The sequence below is a fragment of the Thermoanaerobacter siderophilus SR4 genome, assembly GCF_000262445.1.
GTDB lineage: Bacteria > Bacillota > Thermoanaerobacteria > Thermoanaerobacterales > Thermoanaerobacteraceae > Thermoanaerobacter > Thermoanaerobacter ethanolicus.
Window position 1 is genome coordinate 495,814 of record NZ_CM001486.1, and the last position, 14,121, is coordinate 509,934.

Consider the following 14,121-nt stretch of genomic DNA (forward strand, 5'->3'; position numbering starts at 1 on the left):
TACCTCCAGACCTTTATTTTATTGAACCCTTTAAAACGCCTTCTATAATCTGCTTTTGCATTAGTAAATATGCAATTATTACAGGAATTGTAGCTAACATAAGAGCTGCCATAGCAGGCCCATATTCAATCGTGTAAGTTCCATAAAAATAGAAAACAGAAAGCGGTAAAGTTCTCTGCTCTGGCGCCATGAGTACTAAATATGGCAATAGAAAGTCATTCCATATCCACAAAATATCCAATATAGCTATTGTTGTTGTTACTGGCTTCAAAAGCGGAAAAACAATTTTAAAGAAAGTCTGAAGCTGGCTGCACCCATCAATAGTAGCAGCCTCTTCTAATTCCAATGGTATACTCTTTATAAAACCGTGATACATAAATACGGCCAAAGATGCACCAAAACCTACATACATATAAATCAATGCCCATTTGCTATTCATCATGCCGATAGAACCATATATTTTTACAAGGGGTATCATTATCCCTTGGAAAGGAATAATCATAGATGCCACCATAAAAAAGAACATAAACTGATTGAATTTCCACTTTTTTCTTACAAAAATATAAGCAGTCATTGATGACAGCAATGTAATCAAAAATACACTAAAAGCAGTTATAATCAAAGAATTCAAAAAAGCATGTAGATAATTCATTTTTGTAAAAGCATCAATGTAATTGCTTAAATTCAGCACCGACGGAAGCTTGAGTGGGTTTTCTAGTATTTCCTTTCTCTCTTTAAAGGAATTAATTAAAACTATAAAAAATGGAAATATATAAAGTACCAAAAAAATACTTAAAGCAAAAAATTTTATTCCACCAAGTAGGCGATTATTCTTTTCCATCAATTTTCCACCTCCAGCTTTTTGCTAAAATACACTTGAAGCAACGTGACAGCCGCTACCACAAAAAAGAGAAAAAACGCCTCTGCTTGACCAATACCATACTGCTGACTTAAAAAAGCAGTGTTATATATGTGAAGTGATATGAGTTCGGTGCTTTTATATGGTCCTCCATTTGTCAAAGCCAAGTTTATATCGTAAACCATAAACCCTCTTTGTAAAGTCAAAAAAACACTTATAGTAAAAGAAGGCACCATTAATGGAAGTATCACATTTTTTAGTCTTTGATAAGTATTTGCTCCGTCTATACTTGCTGCTTCTAACAAATCTCTCGGTATATTCATAAAACCTGAAATATATATCACCATCATATAACCAGTATACTGCCAGACTGTCACAATCACCAAAGCCCAAAAAGCTTTGTCAGGATCTGACAACCAAGAGCCTGACAAAATTGGTATATTATATGATTTTCCTAAATATACTAAAATGTTTGAAAAAATAAATTGCCATATAAAACCTAACAATATTCCGCCTATCAAATTGGGAGTAAAAAACCCTGCTCTAAAGAAATTTTGGCCTTTTACGCCACTCGTTAACATATAAGCCAAGAAAAAAGCTATGACATTAATTAATATTACTGTGAAAAATACATATTTTAGTGTCAATAAAAAAGATGTCCAAAATACTTTATCTTTAAATACTTGTAAATAATTTGAAAAACCTACAAAAGCATGTGTAGCAGAAATACCATTCCAATCAGTAAAAGTTAAATATATTCCATATAAAAACGGTAGTATTATTACTGTGAGAAAAGCAAAGGTAGTAGGTCCTGCAAATATCAAGTACGTTTTGAGTTTAGCCAACAAAGTTTTTTCTTGTTCCACACTCATATCCTCCTTCACTTTTATATTGAATAACGGATAGACAATAACATTCTATCCGTTATTCAATCAAATCTTACGTATTATTGAACATTTTTCCAATAATTTTCTATTTCATCAATCAATCCTTTTCTGTCAATTTTCCCTGCCAAATACTTTTGCATTGAAGCTCCTAACTTTGACCAGTGGTCAGGTGGCAATGTAGTCATAAACTCTAAAGTATTACCACTCTTAACATACTGCAAAATAGATTTAGCAAGGGGATCTTGCGGTTGTAAAGTTATATTTTTAAATGCAGGTATAATGTTAAGTTTGTTCACAAGCATGTCTTGACCTGTAGAGCTGTATACCAACCAATCTAAAAATTTCTTAGCTGCATCTTGCTGCTCAGCACTATTTTGTGTTTTATCTATGCCGATAAATTTTGTTACACCTACAGGTATACCTGAATTACCATAGTCATCTGGGTTATTGCTGATTGGTACAGGTATAAAGCCGTATTGTCCATTTGCAGTATCAAATTCTTTTATCTGTGGCCATGCCCAATTTCCCATAAACCAAAATCCAACTTCACCTTTACCAATAAGCTCTGGTCCTCTATCATAAGTCGGAGATAATGGATCATTTTTATCTATGTTGTACTTTTTCATCATGTCAAAAGTATCCATTAAGCCATTAAACACTTTATTATTTGCTAAATCAACTTTTCCCGCTTTTAAGTCTGATAAAAATTGAGCTACTTGAGCAGGATCTTTAGATTGATCCGCATACGCTATTGAAAGGAAATGTGCGCCTAAAGACCAATCCATTGGAGAAATTTCTAGTGCTTTAGCACCTGTTGCTTCTACTTTTTTAAATGCTTCTTCTAAAGCATCTCTCGTCTTTATAGAACTCGGATCAAAGTTTCCACCATAAGCCTTGTCCAGTACAGCCTTGTTGTAAATAAGTCCATATCCTTCAACAGCAAACGGAAACGCTATAACCTTTCCATCCACTGTAGCTGCATTTAAAGCACCATCTATTGCATCTGAAACCCACTTTTCACTGCTTAAATCTAAGAATTTATCTTTGAATTTTGCTATATCACCTGGATCTAACATTGCCATTGTCGGTGCATTACCAGATGCATACATGGAGGTAACCTTTTCAAAAGGTGACTGACCGGCTGCTGCAGGAATGACTTCTACAGTAATATTCGGATTTTCTTTTGTAAAAGCTTTAGCTGCATCTTCTAATTGAGCCTGAATTTCCCCCTTAGAATTTAGCAAAGTAATTTTTACAGTCTTTGTTGCCGTGGCAGTACTATTACTTTCTCCATTATCGCTGCTTTTTGTACCACAGCCTGCCATGAGCGAAAAAACCAATGCAAACGTCAACATAATGGATAAAATTTTTCTCTTCATGACAATCCCCTTTCTTTAAATTTTTTAGATTTACTCTTATTATACTTGATTAATTTTTATATGTCAACCGTTTGACATAAATTTTTTGATAAAATGTCAACCGTTTATAATACGGTTGACATTTTTGAAACTTATTAATATTATAATAGATTGTATCTTGCTATTTTGTTAATTTGTTCAACTAATCGTTCTACCTTTTCCTTTTGTGAAAATTCAAATCGTGACTTAAAAACATTAGAGCCAGATACATTAATAGATAAATTTAAAAACCCAGTTTCTTCCTCATCAATGTACGCATTTAAAATCTTATGTACAGGAATGTAAATCCATATACCACCATATTTTACATCTTTTATAGACTTTGCATTTTCTTCTTGTAATATTATTAATTCTTTATTTGTAAATATAATCATATGAGAAGTTGATTTTAATTTTTTGAAGAATTTAAAGTAAGGAACTTTTATATCAGCTTGATATAAAAAATCTATTACTTTTTCGCCATTTAATACAGCTTTTTTTGCATTTGTAATTTATATCCCTCAAACAATCAAAGTCATCTATTTCTTTTTCCTTATCAGACGTTTCTATGTCACATAATAATATACGTAATTTTTCAATTATAGGCTTAAATATATTTTCGACAACAGTGTTGTACTCAAGCACAAATGACCTCGTTTCACCTTCTATGTTCCCATTTATTTTTAGCCATGAATATAACAATATAGACCCATTTTCAATGTAATTAATATTTTCAATAGGATACGAAACAGCATTAATACTATTTTTCATTTTTTCGAGAAAAACCACATTATTTTCATACAAGAACATGAGTTTATCGTTTGTCTTTCTTCTACCCCAGCTATCAGCAGGAGCATATATAGCATTTAAAAACTGGGTTGAATCTTTAAAGTTCTCATCATAGTAAAATTTAAATATTTCTGGAATTTCACTGTAGTCTTTCACATTTCTTGCCCAGGAATCTATATCAGACGGCATTTCTCTCACCCCCCTTTTAACTTTTTTCAATTTTAAACAGTGTTATTAAAACAACTGCCATTATGGAACATAATGCTCCAAAGTAAAAGGGTGCAGCAGGAGATACTTTATCCCACAAATATCCAGCAATAAAACTTGCGGGAAGTGCGAGTAGTCCCATCGATGCATTATACAGCCCAAATGCAGTTCCTCTATTACTATCATCGACTATATGTGCAACAAGAGACTTTGCAACACCTTCCGTTGTTGAATAGTAAACCCCATATATCGCGTACAAAACCCAAATATGCCACGGCAATTTTGCTAATGCAAAACCGAGATATGTAACTGCATAAATAATCCAACCTAACCTTATTACATTAACTCTTCCTATTTTGTCAGACAATACTCCACTTGGTACTGATAATAAAGCATAAAACAGATTAAACATAGCTATAATTATCGGTATCGTTGAATCTTTTACACCAACACTGCGTGCTCTTAAAATCAAAAATGCATCACTACTGTTGCCAAGCGTAAATATCAGCATTACAATGAAAAACAGCAGAAATTTTCCCTTAAAAGCAGACAAATCTAATTTGAAAGATGAACTTACTCTTTCGCCCTTTTGCTCCACTACAAATAAACCTATGAGGATTATTGTGATAAAAGCTACAAGGCCAGCAATCAAAAATATTAATCTGTACTTTATAGAATCTGTATATTTGGCAAACAAGAGCATCAAACCAGCAGTAATCAATGGCCCAAGGAAAGAACCTAATGTGTCAAGCATTCTTTGAAATCCAAACGAAAAGCCCATATTTTTCATTTTAGAAGATTTTGCAACAAGTGCATCTCTCGGCGCATCTTTTGTACCTTTCCCAATACCATCAACCAGTCTCAACCCAAAAACCATTGCAGCACCATTCGTCAATGGCAGTAATACTCTTCCAATGGCAGAGAATAGATATCCAATAAACACAATAGATTTCCTTTTTCCAATTTTATCTGAAATTATTCCGGATATTATTCTCATAAGGCTTACAACTGTAGTGACACTTCCCTCTATTAAACCTACCATTTCTTTACTCAGTCCTAGAATCTGCGTATAAAAAGTAGGCAAAATAGGTACAATCATATCCTGACTTAATCCACCAAAAAATGCAACCCAACCCAAGACTTTAATGTTATTATTCTCATTGTTTTTATTTCTTTATTTTCCAATTGACTCACCTTCCTTATTTGCCACTCTTGTTTTAATTTTCTCCAAAGAATTTTCAATGATATTTTTTGTTAAAATTGAGAATTTATCTTTGTTTTCTAAAAGAAACCTGTGAGACTCTTCTCCGCCAATCTCTCCAAGAGCCCAAACAATAATCTGTTCAATATATGGGTCCTTTTTATCCCCATTATTGCGTAAATGTTCTATCAATACTTTTTCTGCTTTCTTTATTTTAAGTTCTCCAATTATTTTTGCTGCCATATAAGCGACATTATAATCCGGATGATTTATGGCTTTTATAAGTTTTTCACTGTAATCATCATCTGATATATTTTTAAAATCATATCCGCAATTTGAGCACTTTTCTTCTCCAATTTCAGCTATTTTAAAACACACAGGACATATATATCTCATCATTCATCAACCCTTATACCTAAAGTTTTTTTAAGATATCTATTTTCAGACTCATAACCTTTTAATCTTATTTCAAGTGTTTGGTTGTCACGCATCAACTGAAAATTTTTAAATTTCATTGCAGAGTATTTAGACGCCATAGAAATAAGCTGTCTTCTTAAATCATCTTCATTAGGATTATCCCGTTCTATTTGATATGCTTTAATCCCCATTTCAAAAATAGCTCTATATGCGTCTTCTTCTGTAAAACCATCTTTTTCAAAATCAGCAACTAACTCTTTGATTTCTTCAAAGCTTTCATCAGTAATTTCAAAAGAAATCCTAATCATAATAGCCACCTCGCAATAGTTTCAATGCTCTTTCAATCGAATCCTTAGAGTCATACCATGGTTCATCATGAAATCTATAATCAAATTTTGTTATAAACCATTCGAGGTCATTAATATTTTTTTCAATTGCAGCTTCATTTATTTTAAATATTTTCTCAATTTGTGGTGTAACATCCTTTGCACTTTCCATAAGCATATTTAAGTGGTGGAAACATAATCTAGACAAGCCTTCAATGTGCCTTTCAACAAAATCTTTATCAGCATGTAAAATATCTATCAATATATGCATCTGGTATTTATCTCTTTCACTTAAATAATCACAAATAAGGCATTTGTTTTTTGTTTCTTTCCCTCTTTTTTTCTTTAAAGACTTACGTTTGTCTGTAATCTGCTGCAATTTATAACTGATATTTGCTTTTAATGCAATTGCCAAACCTAATTTATCATATGAGTTATTCAATAATTCCAAATGATAATGGCAAAAATTTGTCTCTCTTATTTTGACATACATTTCAGGGTCTTTTAAAACCTCATCTTCAAACAAATGCTCACAATAGGCTTTTTCTTCGTCTTTTATAACCTTGCATATTGGACAACCTCCCTTATATTTTTCAAAAACCTCATACAATGGAATAAATTCTAACTTCATGCAGATTCTCATCCTCTCTTTTTTGTCAAATAAACAAAAATGGCTTCTACGAAAGCGCGTAGAAGCCATTAGCCTTCACGGCAATAAGGTGAGCTTCATCACCGTTATTTAACTTTTCTCTATAATAATATTATACATTTTTTAAACAAAAATACAAGTGAAAAGGCTACATATTAAAGACTGTTTTTCGGTTTGGATTTATGATTTTTGCTTAACATTTAATAAATCTTAATTATTTTTATCTTTTTATCTAATTATCCCACAAAATATCTATGGTATAATTATATTGGATAAACAAAATCTTTATAAAAAGGGGTTAGAATAAAATTGACATCATATGTAAAAAAACGAACCTTTATTATATTTATCTTTTTTACTATTATGATTTTCGCCCTTATCGTAAGGCTTATATGGATACAGGGTATAAACTCTGAAAAACTTGCCATGGCAGTCGAAAGGCAAAGTACTGCTGATATCATATTAAAGCCTCAACGGGGCAATATTTATGATGTAAACGGGAATATCCTTGCCTGTAATGTTCCAGCAGGAGATGTATTTGCGGCTCCTAAATTTATAAAAAATCCAGAAAAAGCTTCAGAAGAACTCTATAAATACTTAAATATGGACAAAGACTCACTTTATAAAATTCTTTCAAATAAAAACTCAGAATGGGCTGTACTTGGCAGGTCCATTCCTCTAGAAAATATAAACAAAATAAAAAGTCTTAACATACCAGGCATATATGTAGAAGATACTTTTATGAGAAACTATCCCAACGGCAAAATGCTATCACAAGTATTAGGTTTTGCAGGAATTGATGGCAACGGTTTGTATGGCCTTGAATATTCTTTAGATAAATACTTAAGTGGTGTACCTGGTCGTGAAATCTCTCTTGTTGATGCAGAAGGTAGAAAAGTAGGAGTCCCAAGCAAGCTTTACAAACCTACAAATGGTAATAATATTGTCCTTACAATTGATTCTGTAATACAAAGTTATACAGAAAAAGCCATAAAAAATGGCTATGAAAAGTATAAACCGCAAGATGGTATAACAGCAATAGTCATGAATCCCAAAACAGGTGAAATTCTAGCAATGGCAAATATACCTGATTTTGATCCTAATAATCCTCAAAAAATATCCTCACAAGACTATTGGTCAAACCCGGCAGTCTCTAGCATTTATGAGCCTGGTTCCGTCTTTAAAGTAATTACTGCTTCTGCTGCTTTAGAATCAGCGGTAGTAACACCTGATGAGCAATTTGATGACCCCGGTTATTATATTGTATCGGGGCATAGAATTAATAGCTGGACAAAATTAGGTAAGATAAACTTCGAAGAAGCTATAGAAAAATCTAGTGACACAGTTTTTATGCAGGTAGTAGAACGATTAGGTGTCGATGCCTTTTATAAATACATACAAGCTTTTGGTTTCGGCACTCCAACAGGAATTGAGCTTCCTGGAGAAGCCAGTGGAATGATTTTGCCAAAGTCAAAGATATATCCTGTCGACCTCGCTACTATGTCCTTTGGACAAGGAATCGCTGTAACTCCACTCCAAATGATTACGGCTTTTTCTGCCGTGATAAATGGTGGAAACCTTATGGTCCCACATATTGTAAAATACATCGAAAACGGCGATAAAATAATTAAAGAATATAAGCCTCAAATAGTTAGACAAGTTATCTCTAAAAAAACTTCCGATACAATGAAGTATATACTTGAAAAAACAGTAACAGAGGGTACCGGCCAAGCGGCACAAGTACCTGGATATACAGTAGGTGGAAAAACAGGTACAACGGAAAATTATGCTCCAGGAAAATACGTAGCATCATTTGCTGGATTTGCACCAGTTGAAAACCCAAAAATTGCCGTATTAGTTCTTGTTAAAAATCCAACGCAAAATGGTCATATGGGAGGAGAAGTAGCCGCACCAATAGCCCAGGAAATATTAAGAGATACTCTTAGGTATTATGACACAGTAAAAAAGTAAAAAATAATAATACCCGTTATTTGTACTGCACCAACTGACTTACACTATTTTTTATTTCCTCTGTTATATCAAAGGCATTTTTGCTATTTTTTATTCCTTCTTTTATTTTTGCCATCACTGTGTTGTTTATTTTTCTCCATCCGCCAAATTGTGGGATGATATTTGTATAATTAATAGCTAATTCAATTCTTTTCATTTTATCGTCTTCAATAATTTTGTGTTTTTTAACTGGTACATAACCTAATTCAATCACCTTTTGTTGGTCTTCTGTAATAAACCTTATAAATTTATACTCCATCTCAAGCTTTTTTTCATCTTTTTCCTTCTTTATGCCATAGGCATATATTTTAGGTGATAATGTCAGTGGTATGCCACTTTCACCTTCAGGGTACATAGCTACATCAAACTCAAACAGCTTTCCTTTTGATTGTAAATTTTTAAGCTGTGCTATTTTATAGCTTTCTTCTATTAATACAGCAGTGTTTTTAGTAGTAATAAAGTCTTGCCATAATTTTTCTCTGTCCCCCTCAAGTGAAACAGGATTTACCACCTTATATTTATTGAATAAATCCAAAACTTTTTGCACCCCTGAAACTGCTTGAGGGCCAAAAAAAGAATACTTTTCTTTGTCAAAAGCCTTCGCACCATCTAAAAGTAAAAATCCCCATAAATTATAGCTATCAAGCGCGAGAGAAAGACCTAATCCATAAAAATATTTTTTATCCTTTTTTCCTTCAGTGTAGGTGAGTTTTGTCATACTATCAACAAATTCTTCGTAATTCCATTCCCCATTTTCAGGCAATTGAATTTCTTTTTCGGCAAACATATCAACATTTAAAAAAAGAACATTAGTATACATTCCTAAAGGCATTCCATAAATATTGCCTTTATAACTTATAGCATCAATAACGCCTTCCTTGTATTGTTTCTTAAACTCTTCATCTACATATTTATTAATAGGGCTTAAATAATCATTTGAAATAAAATAAAAATCTGCCCCAACAGGTAAAATATCTGGCAAAGAGCCATCTTTAGAAGAGTTAATCATTTTTTCATATCCGTCTTTATATGAAAGAGGTTCAAAATCTATTACCACACCCGGGTATTTGTACTGAAATAATTCTATTTTCTTTTTTATAAATTCAAATCCTCCTGGGTCTTTAATTGAAGGATGAGGGAAATCCCAAAATGTAATTATTCCTCTAAACTCCTCTTCTACCTGATTTTTTTCTTGTATTTGTTCTTTTTCATAAAGATTCATATAGTAAGGCCAATATATAAGAAAAAATATCACTAACAAATATAACAAAATAGTAAAAGGCTTTCTCACATTAACCACCTCTTACTATCTATATTCTCAAAATTACTCTTAAATAACTTAAAAAGCAGGATAGATTTCCTAATTCTACCCTGCTTTTTTATCAATTTATATTTTAAGCCCTGCTTTTCTCCAATCCTCTTTAAATCTTTCTATTCCCGCATCTGTCAACGGATGTTTTACCATCTGCATGAGCACTTTATATGGTACTGTCGCTATATGTGCCCCTAGTTTTGCCGCCTGTAAAACATGTATAGGATGTCTTACACTTGCAGTTATTATCTCTGTATCTATGTCGTAATTATTGAATATCGTAACAATATCCTCAATAATCTGCAAGCCATCTGTATTTATATCATCAAGCCTTCCTACAAAAGGACTTACATATGTTGCACCTGCACGAGCTGCGAGTAATGCTTGATTTGCTGTAAATATTAGCGTCACATTTGTTTTAATTCCTTCTTTGGAAAGAACATTTACTGCTTTCAACCCTTCAGCCGTCATAGGAATTTTTATTACTATATTTTTATGTATCTTTGCCAATTCTCTTGCTTCCTTAATCATACCCTCATGGTCATCGCTTATAACTTCTGCACTTATAGGACCATCTACAATTTGAGTAATTTCTTTTACTACCTCAATAAAATCTCTTCCTTCTTTGGCAATAAGAGATGGGTTTGTAGTAACACCTGATATTACACCTAATGCATTAGCTTCTCTTATTTCGTCAACATTTGCAGTGTCAAGAAAAAATTTCATCACTTCATCCCTCCGTTATCAAATTTATTTACCTTTATTATATATCTAACTTTAAAAAATTAAAAGCCATGCTTTATAGTTATGCAATTTTATTTTATCTGTAAAGCAAGCCTTCAAAAACTCAAACAGTATTTTTCTTGTATATTTCATACCTTAAATGGTCTATAAATTGTTTTGCACTTCTTGGAGACCTTCCATTATGCCATATAGCCCATTGTAATGCTTTTTCTTTTAATAGATTCCATTCTATTTCTATATTGTGCTTTTGAGCTAATCCTTTAACAATTTTTAAATACTCTTCTTGGCTGGGTGAAACAAACGTAACAGTTATTCCAAATCTATCACTTAAAGAAAGTTTCTCTTCTCTTGCATCTGTATTATGAAGTTCATTGTCTTCTATATTCTCTGTGACAATATGCCTCCTATTTGACGTCGCATAAATTACTACATTTGAAGGTAAAATCTCTACTCCACCTTCTAATACTGACTTAAGTTCTTTATATTCCACTTCACTTTCATCAAAAGATAAATCATCAAAAAACAATATAAATTTCATTCCCCTGTCTTTAATTATATCAATTATGTATGACAAATCTTTTACATCATTTTTGTTAATTTCAATAAGCCTCAAGCCTTCTTTGTAAAATTCATTGAGCAAAGCCTTAACAGTAGAAGACTTTCCAGTACCTTTATCGCCGTATAAAAGCACATTATTTGCAGGAAAACCTTTTAAGAGAGCTTTCGTATTTTCTATAACTATTTTGTGTTCTTCTTCATATCCTATCAAATCCTCAAAGGTTATAGGGTCAACATTTTCTATTCCTTTTAATTGTCCTGACCCATTTTCTGTAACCCATCGAAAAGCTTTATACTTTCCAAAAATGCCACAGCCGTTTGAATGGTAATAATCAGATAGATATTCAGCAAATTTATCTTTTTTCAGTTCCCATAAATCCTCTAATGTATGACTAGTGTTGACATTTTCCGTGAAACTAATCTTTGACTTGAAAAAGCTCCCATCAACATACCTTTCAAAGTCAGGCAATTCGGTATTTAATAAATTATTTACACTTCCCGCTATGTTTATAGAGCAAAATTCCTTTAAAATCCCTATTTCTTTTTCGACAGCCTCAATCATTAAATCGCTTACGGCATCAAAACCATATTTTTCTGAAATACGGCTAAAGGGGTTTTCATCGTAAGCAATTTCTTCTGCTAAAAAAGTAGGCCAAATGTTTTTATAAATTCTCTTTTTAAAAGCATATTCAGTAATATCTTTGTAAAAACTGCTATATTCAGCATAAATAAGCTCAATAGAGGGTTTTTCTTTTAATAGCTCTTGAAAAATTTTAATTGCTTTTCTTATCAAACTGTTATTAATAACATTCCTGTAAATTACTATTTCATTCAGCTTATTTAGAATATTCTTCACTTTTTCTTTATTATCCAACAGCATCATCTCCTACATGATAGCTTTAAAAAATACTTTATCTTTTTATTTTACTAAAATTATATCACAAAAAAATAAATCTATCTTAGTATTTAAATGTAAATTTTTTGTAATTATACTAAAAGCTTTTAATAAATAAAAAGTTATAACTTGAGCAAGAGTTTTCACAGATAGTATAATGTTCTTACGATTTATTTAAAAAAAGGGGATTGAGAATATGATACACAAATTATCTAAAGAAAACCACATATTTAGTTTTTCAAAAGACTATAAAACTGCACTTTTTGTAAAAGATGGAGACGAAATAGAAATTGAGACTTTGGATTGCTTTTCAAATCAAATCCAAACAAATGAGGATAAATTAGAACAAATGGATTGGAACAAAGTAAACCCTGCAACAGGCCCTATTTATGTTGAAGGAGCTAAAGAAGGAGATGTTTTGGAAGTCACAATTAAAAATATTGAAATAGCTGATAAAGGTGTAGTGGCAACAGGTAAAGACCTAGGAGTATTGGGTGATTTAATGGATGGACTGTATTCCCGAGTGGTTAATATAAAAGATGGGAAAATTATTTTTGATGAAAAAATTTCTATTCCAATTAAACCTATGATAGGAGTAATTGGCGTTTCACCAAGAGAAGGCAATATAAACTGTGGAACACCTGGTTCTCATGGTGGAAATATGGACACTTCACTTATTGGTGAAGGTTCAAAACTTTATTTACCCGTATTTGTAGAAGGTGCGTTGTTAGCTTTGGGAGACTTACACGCTGTAATGGGAGATGGAGAAGTAGGTGTATCAGGCGTAGAAGTAGCTGGCTCAGTTACAGTAGAAGTTAGAGTTGTAAAAAATTTAAAACTTGTAAATCCACTCGTAAAAACACCAGAGGTAACAGCAACAATAGCATCAGATGAATCTTTGGATAAAGCAGTAAAAATAGCAGTTCACGATATGGCAAATCTATTTCAAAGTTTTACCAAATTATCAATAGAGGAGATAGCTACACTTTTTAGCATAGCAGGAAATGTACAGATTTCACAAGTAGTAGATCCACTTAAAACTGCACGCTTTAGTTTGCCAAACTGGGTATTGGATAGCTATAACATAGTGTTCTAAGGGAGGAAAATCTATGGAAAACAAGAATGATACATCATTATAGAATGGAGCTTTAACTTCGTTTTTAGTTCTTCACATCACTGTTATAACATATTTTATGATAAAGAATCATTCTAGCAATATATGGAAACACTTAATATCTCCAATTTTAGGTTTTTTAGTTATTTTCTATGTATGGATAAGCCTTAATGTACATGCCAAAATCCTTGGAGCTGCATGGATTTTGATAGGAATAATTTACTACATCATATTAAAATTTATATTAAAACGTAAGCCAGAAGAACTTAATGTGTAAAATATTTCTTTAACGTTTAAGTTGTAACCCCACTTTATAATTAATACAAAAGTGGGGTATTTTGCATTCGCTTTTCTTATACCCATTCAAAAATCTTTTTTGATACTTCTGGATATGGATAGACGAGAGAACGAGAGGAGGCAAGTATTATGAATAAATGTTTTAAGTGTGGTTGTGAAGAACTAATAAAAACAAAAGTTACACTCGAAAAATGGATTAATGGAAAACTTATTGTTGTAGAAAATGTTCCAGCATGGGTGTGTAAAGAATGTGGAGAAAAATATTTTGATGCAGAAACTATGCTAAAGCTTGATGAATATTTTTATGAAGCAGTACCAGAAAAAATTATTGAAGTTCCTGTATTTGAATATAAGGAAGGATAAATATAAATGAGCACAACCCCCACTTTTTATATACAACAAAAAGTGGGGGTACTAGCAGTCTTAAAATTGTAACTAAATACATAATACGTAATTGGG

Annotated in this window: 15 protein-coding genes and 1 riboswitch; of the genes, 3 read left to right on the forward strand and 12 right to left on the reverse strand. The window is 32.1% G+C overall.

What is annotated here, in order from left to right:
* Positions 1-13: 13 nt before the first annotated feature.
* From THESIDRAFT1_RS02395 to THESIDRAFT1_RS02430, 9 genes are all read right to left on the reverse strand, one after another.
* Positions 14-841: a carbohydrate ABC transporter permease gene (locus THESIDRAFT1_RS02395; protein ID WP_003870827.1), complete on the reverse strand. Its 828-nt coding sequence runs from the start codon at positions 839-841 to the stop codon at positions 14-16.
* Positions 841-1,725 carry a carbohydrate ABC transporter permease gene (locus THESIDRAFT1_RS02400; protein ID WP_003870826.1) on the reverse strand — a complete coding sequence of 295 codons (885 nt, stop codon included), beginning with the start codon at positions 1,723-1,725 and terminating at the stop codon, positions 841-843. The genes THESIDRAFT1_RS02395 and THESIDRAFT1_RS02400 overlap by 1 nt, the downstream gene beginning before the upstream one ends.
* A gap of 80 nt (positions 1,726-1,805) precedes the next feature.
* Positions 1,806-3,125 carry an ABC transporter substrate-binding protein gene (locus THESIDRAFT1_RS02405; RefSeq protein WP_003870825.1) on the reverse strand — a complete coding sequence of 440 codons (1,320 nt, stop codon included), beginning with the start codon at positions 3,123-3,125 and terminating at the stop codon, positions 1,806-1,808.
* A gap of 140 nt (positions 3,126-3,265) precedes the next feature.
* The gene (locus THESIDRAFT1_RS13755) at positions 3,266-3,538 is read right to left on the reverse strand and encodes a hypothetical protein (RefSeq protein WP_244262722.1); all 273 of its coding nucleotides are present in this window, start codon (positions 3,536-3,538) and stop codon (positions 3,266-3,268) included.
* 52 nt (positions 3,539-3,590) lie between these two features.
* On the reverse strand, positions 3,591-4,121 hold the full coding sequence (locus THESIDRAFT1_RS13760) for a hypothetical protein (RefSeq protein ID WP_244262723.1): 531 nt from the start codon (positions 4,119-4,121) through the stop codon (positions 3,591-3,593).
* Between the two features lie 16 nt (positions 4,122-4,137).
* Positions 4,138-5,238, reverse strand: a complete 1,101-nt coding sequence (locus THESIDRAFT1_RS02415) for an MFS transporter (RefSeq protein ID WP_244262724.1) — start codon at positions 5,236-5,238, stop codon at positions 4,138-4,140.
* A gap of 75 nt (positions 5,239-5,313) precedes the next feature.
* Entirely contained in the window at positions 5,314-5,739 is a 426-nt protein-coding gene (locus THESIDRAFT1_RS02420; protein WP_006569425.1) for a HEAT repeat domain-containing protein, read from the reverse strand.
* Positions 5,736-6,065 carry a hypothetical protein gene (locus THESIDRAFT1_RS02425; RefSeq protein WP_003870821.1) on the reverse strand — a complete coding sequence of 110 codons (330 nt, stop codon included), beginning with the start codon at positions 6,063-6,065 and terminating at the stop codon, positions 5,736-5,738. Before THESIDRAFT1_RS02425 ends, THESIDRAFT1_RS02420 begins: the two co-directional genes overlap by 4 nt.
* Entirely contained in the window at positions 6,058-6,714 is a 657-nt protein-coding gene (locus tag THESIDRAFT1_RS02430; protein WP_006569426.1) for a DUF6062 family protein, read from the reverse strand. The genes THESIDRAFT1_RS02425 and THESIDRAFT1_RS02430 overlap by 8 nt, the downstream gene beginning before the upstream one ends.
* A gap of 52 nt (positions 6,715-6,766) precedes the next feature.
* Positions 6,767-6,826, reverse strand: a riboswitch (Fluoride riboswitch).
* A 215-nt stretch (positions 6,827-7,041) separates the two neighbouring features.
* On the opposite strand from THESIDRAFT1_RS02430, the gene THESIDRAFT1_RS02435 reads away from it, so the two are divergent.
* Positions 7,042-8,703: a peptidoglycan D,D-transpeptidase FtsI family protein gene (locus THESIDRAFT1_RS02435; RefSeq protein ID WP_006569427.1), complete on the forward strand. Its 1,662-nt coding sequence runs from the start codon at positions 7,042-7,044 to the stop codon at positions 8,701-8,703.
* A 16-nt stretch (positions 8,704-8,719) separates the two neighbouring features.
* Here the strand turns inward: THESIDRAFT1_RS02435 and THESIDRAFT1_RS02440 are convergent, their stop codons facing one another.
* The 3 genes from THESIDRAFT1_RS02440 to THESIDRAFT1_RS02450 all read right to left on the reverse strand — a co-directional run bounded on the left by THESIDRAFT1_RS02440 (position 8,720) and on the right by THESIDRAFT1_RS02450 (position 12,230).
* Positions 8,720-10,033 carry an ABC transporter substrate-binding protein gene (locus tag THESIDRAFT1_RS02440; RefSeq protein WP_006569428.1) on the reverse strand — a complete coding sequence of 438 codons (1,314 nt, stop codon included), beginning with the start codon at positions 10,031-10,033 and terminating at the stop codon, positions 8,720-8,722.
* A gap of 96 nt (positions 10,034-10,129) precedes the next feature.
* On the reverse strand, positions 10,130-10,780 hold the full coding sequence (gene fsa, locus THESIDRAFT1_RS02445; protein ID WP_003869360.1) for a fructose-6-phosphate aldolase: 651 nt from the start codon (positions 10,778-10,780) through the stop codon (positions 10,130-10,132).
* Between the two features lie 121 nt (positions 10,781-10,901).
* Positions 10,902-12,230 carry an ATP-binding protein gene (locus THESIDRAFT1_RS02450; protein ID WP_006569429.1) on the reverse strand — a complete coding sequence of 443 codons (1,329 nt, stop codon included), beginning with the start codon at positions 12,228-12,230 and terminating at the stop codon, positions 10,902-10,904.
* Between the two features lie 217 nt (positions 12,231-12,447).
* On the opposite strand from THESIDRAFT1_RS02450, the gene THESIDRAFT1_RS02455 reads away from it, so the two are divergent.
* Both THESIDRAFT1_RS02455 and THESIDRAFT1_RS02460 read left to right on the forward strand, forming a co-directional pair.
* Complete coding sequence (locus tag THESIDRAFT1_RS02455; RefSeq protein ID WP_006569430.1) at positions 12,448-13,347, forward strand: acetamidase/formamidase family protein; 900 nt, start codon at positions 12,448-12,450, stop codon at positions 13,345-13,347.
* A 444-nt stretch (positions 13,348-13,791) separates the two neighbouring features.
* Positions 13,792-14,025, forward strand: coding sequence for a type II toxin-antitoxin system MqsA family antitoxin (locus THESIDRAFT1_RS02460; protein ID WP_004403501.1), 234 nt, complete (start codon positions 13,792-13,794; stop codon positions 14,023-14,025).
* Positions 14,026-14,121 lie beyond the last annotated feature (96 nt).

What these genes read in the sequence shown, in the direction of transcription:
- fsa (WP_003869360.1), bottom strand. Translation starts at nt 10,780, where the DNA reads ATGAAATTTTTTCTTGACACTGCAAATGTTGACGAAATAAGAGAAGCT.
- THESIDRAFT1_RS02405 (WP_003870825.1), bottom strand. Translation starts at nt 3,125, where the DNA reads ATGAAGAGAAAAATTTTATCCATTATGTTGACGTTTGCATTGGTTTTT.
- THESIDRAFT1_RS02430 (WP_006569426.1), bottom strand. Translation starts at nt 6,714, where the DNA reads ATGAAGTTAGAATTTATTCCATTGTATGAGGTTTTTGAAAAATATAAG.
- THESIDRAFT1_RS02395 (WP_003870827.1), bottom strand. Translation starts at nt 841, where the DNA reads ATGGAAAAGAATAATCGCCTACTTGGTGGAATAAAATTTTTTGCTTTA.
- THESIDRAFT1_RS13760 (WP_244262723.1), bottom strand. Translation starts at nt 4,121, where the DNA reads ATGCCGTCTGATATAGATTCCTGGGCAAGAAATGTGAAAGACTACAGT.
- THESIDRAFT1_RS02460 (WP_004403501.1), top strand. Translation starts at nt 13,792, where the DNA reads ATGAATAAATGTTTTAAGTGTGGTTGTGAAGAACTAATAAAAACAAAA.
- THESIDRAFT1_RS02420 (WP_006569425.1), bottom strand. Translation starts at nt 5,739, where the DNA reads ATGATGAGATATATATGTCCTGTGTGTTTTAAAATAGCTGAAATTGGA.
- THESIDRAFT1_RS02425 (WP_003870821.1), bottom strand. Translation starts at nt 6,065, where the DNA reads ATGATTAGGATTTCTTTTGAAATTACTGATGAAAGCTTTGAAGAAATC.
- THESIDRAFT1_RS02415 (WP_244262724.1), bottom strand. Translation starts at nt 5,238, where the DNA reads ATGATTGTACCTATTTTGCCTACTTTTTATACGCAGATTCTAGGACTG.
- THESIDRAFT1_RS02455 (WP_006569430.1), top strand. Translation starts at nt 12,448, where the DNA reads ATGATACACAAATTATCTAAAGAAAACCACATATTTAGTTTTTCAAAA.
- THESIDRAFT1_RS13755 (WP_244262722.1), bottom strand. Translation starts at nt 3,538, where the DNA reads ATGATTATATTTACAAATAAAGAATTAATAATATTACAAGAAGAAAAT.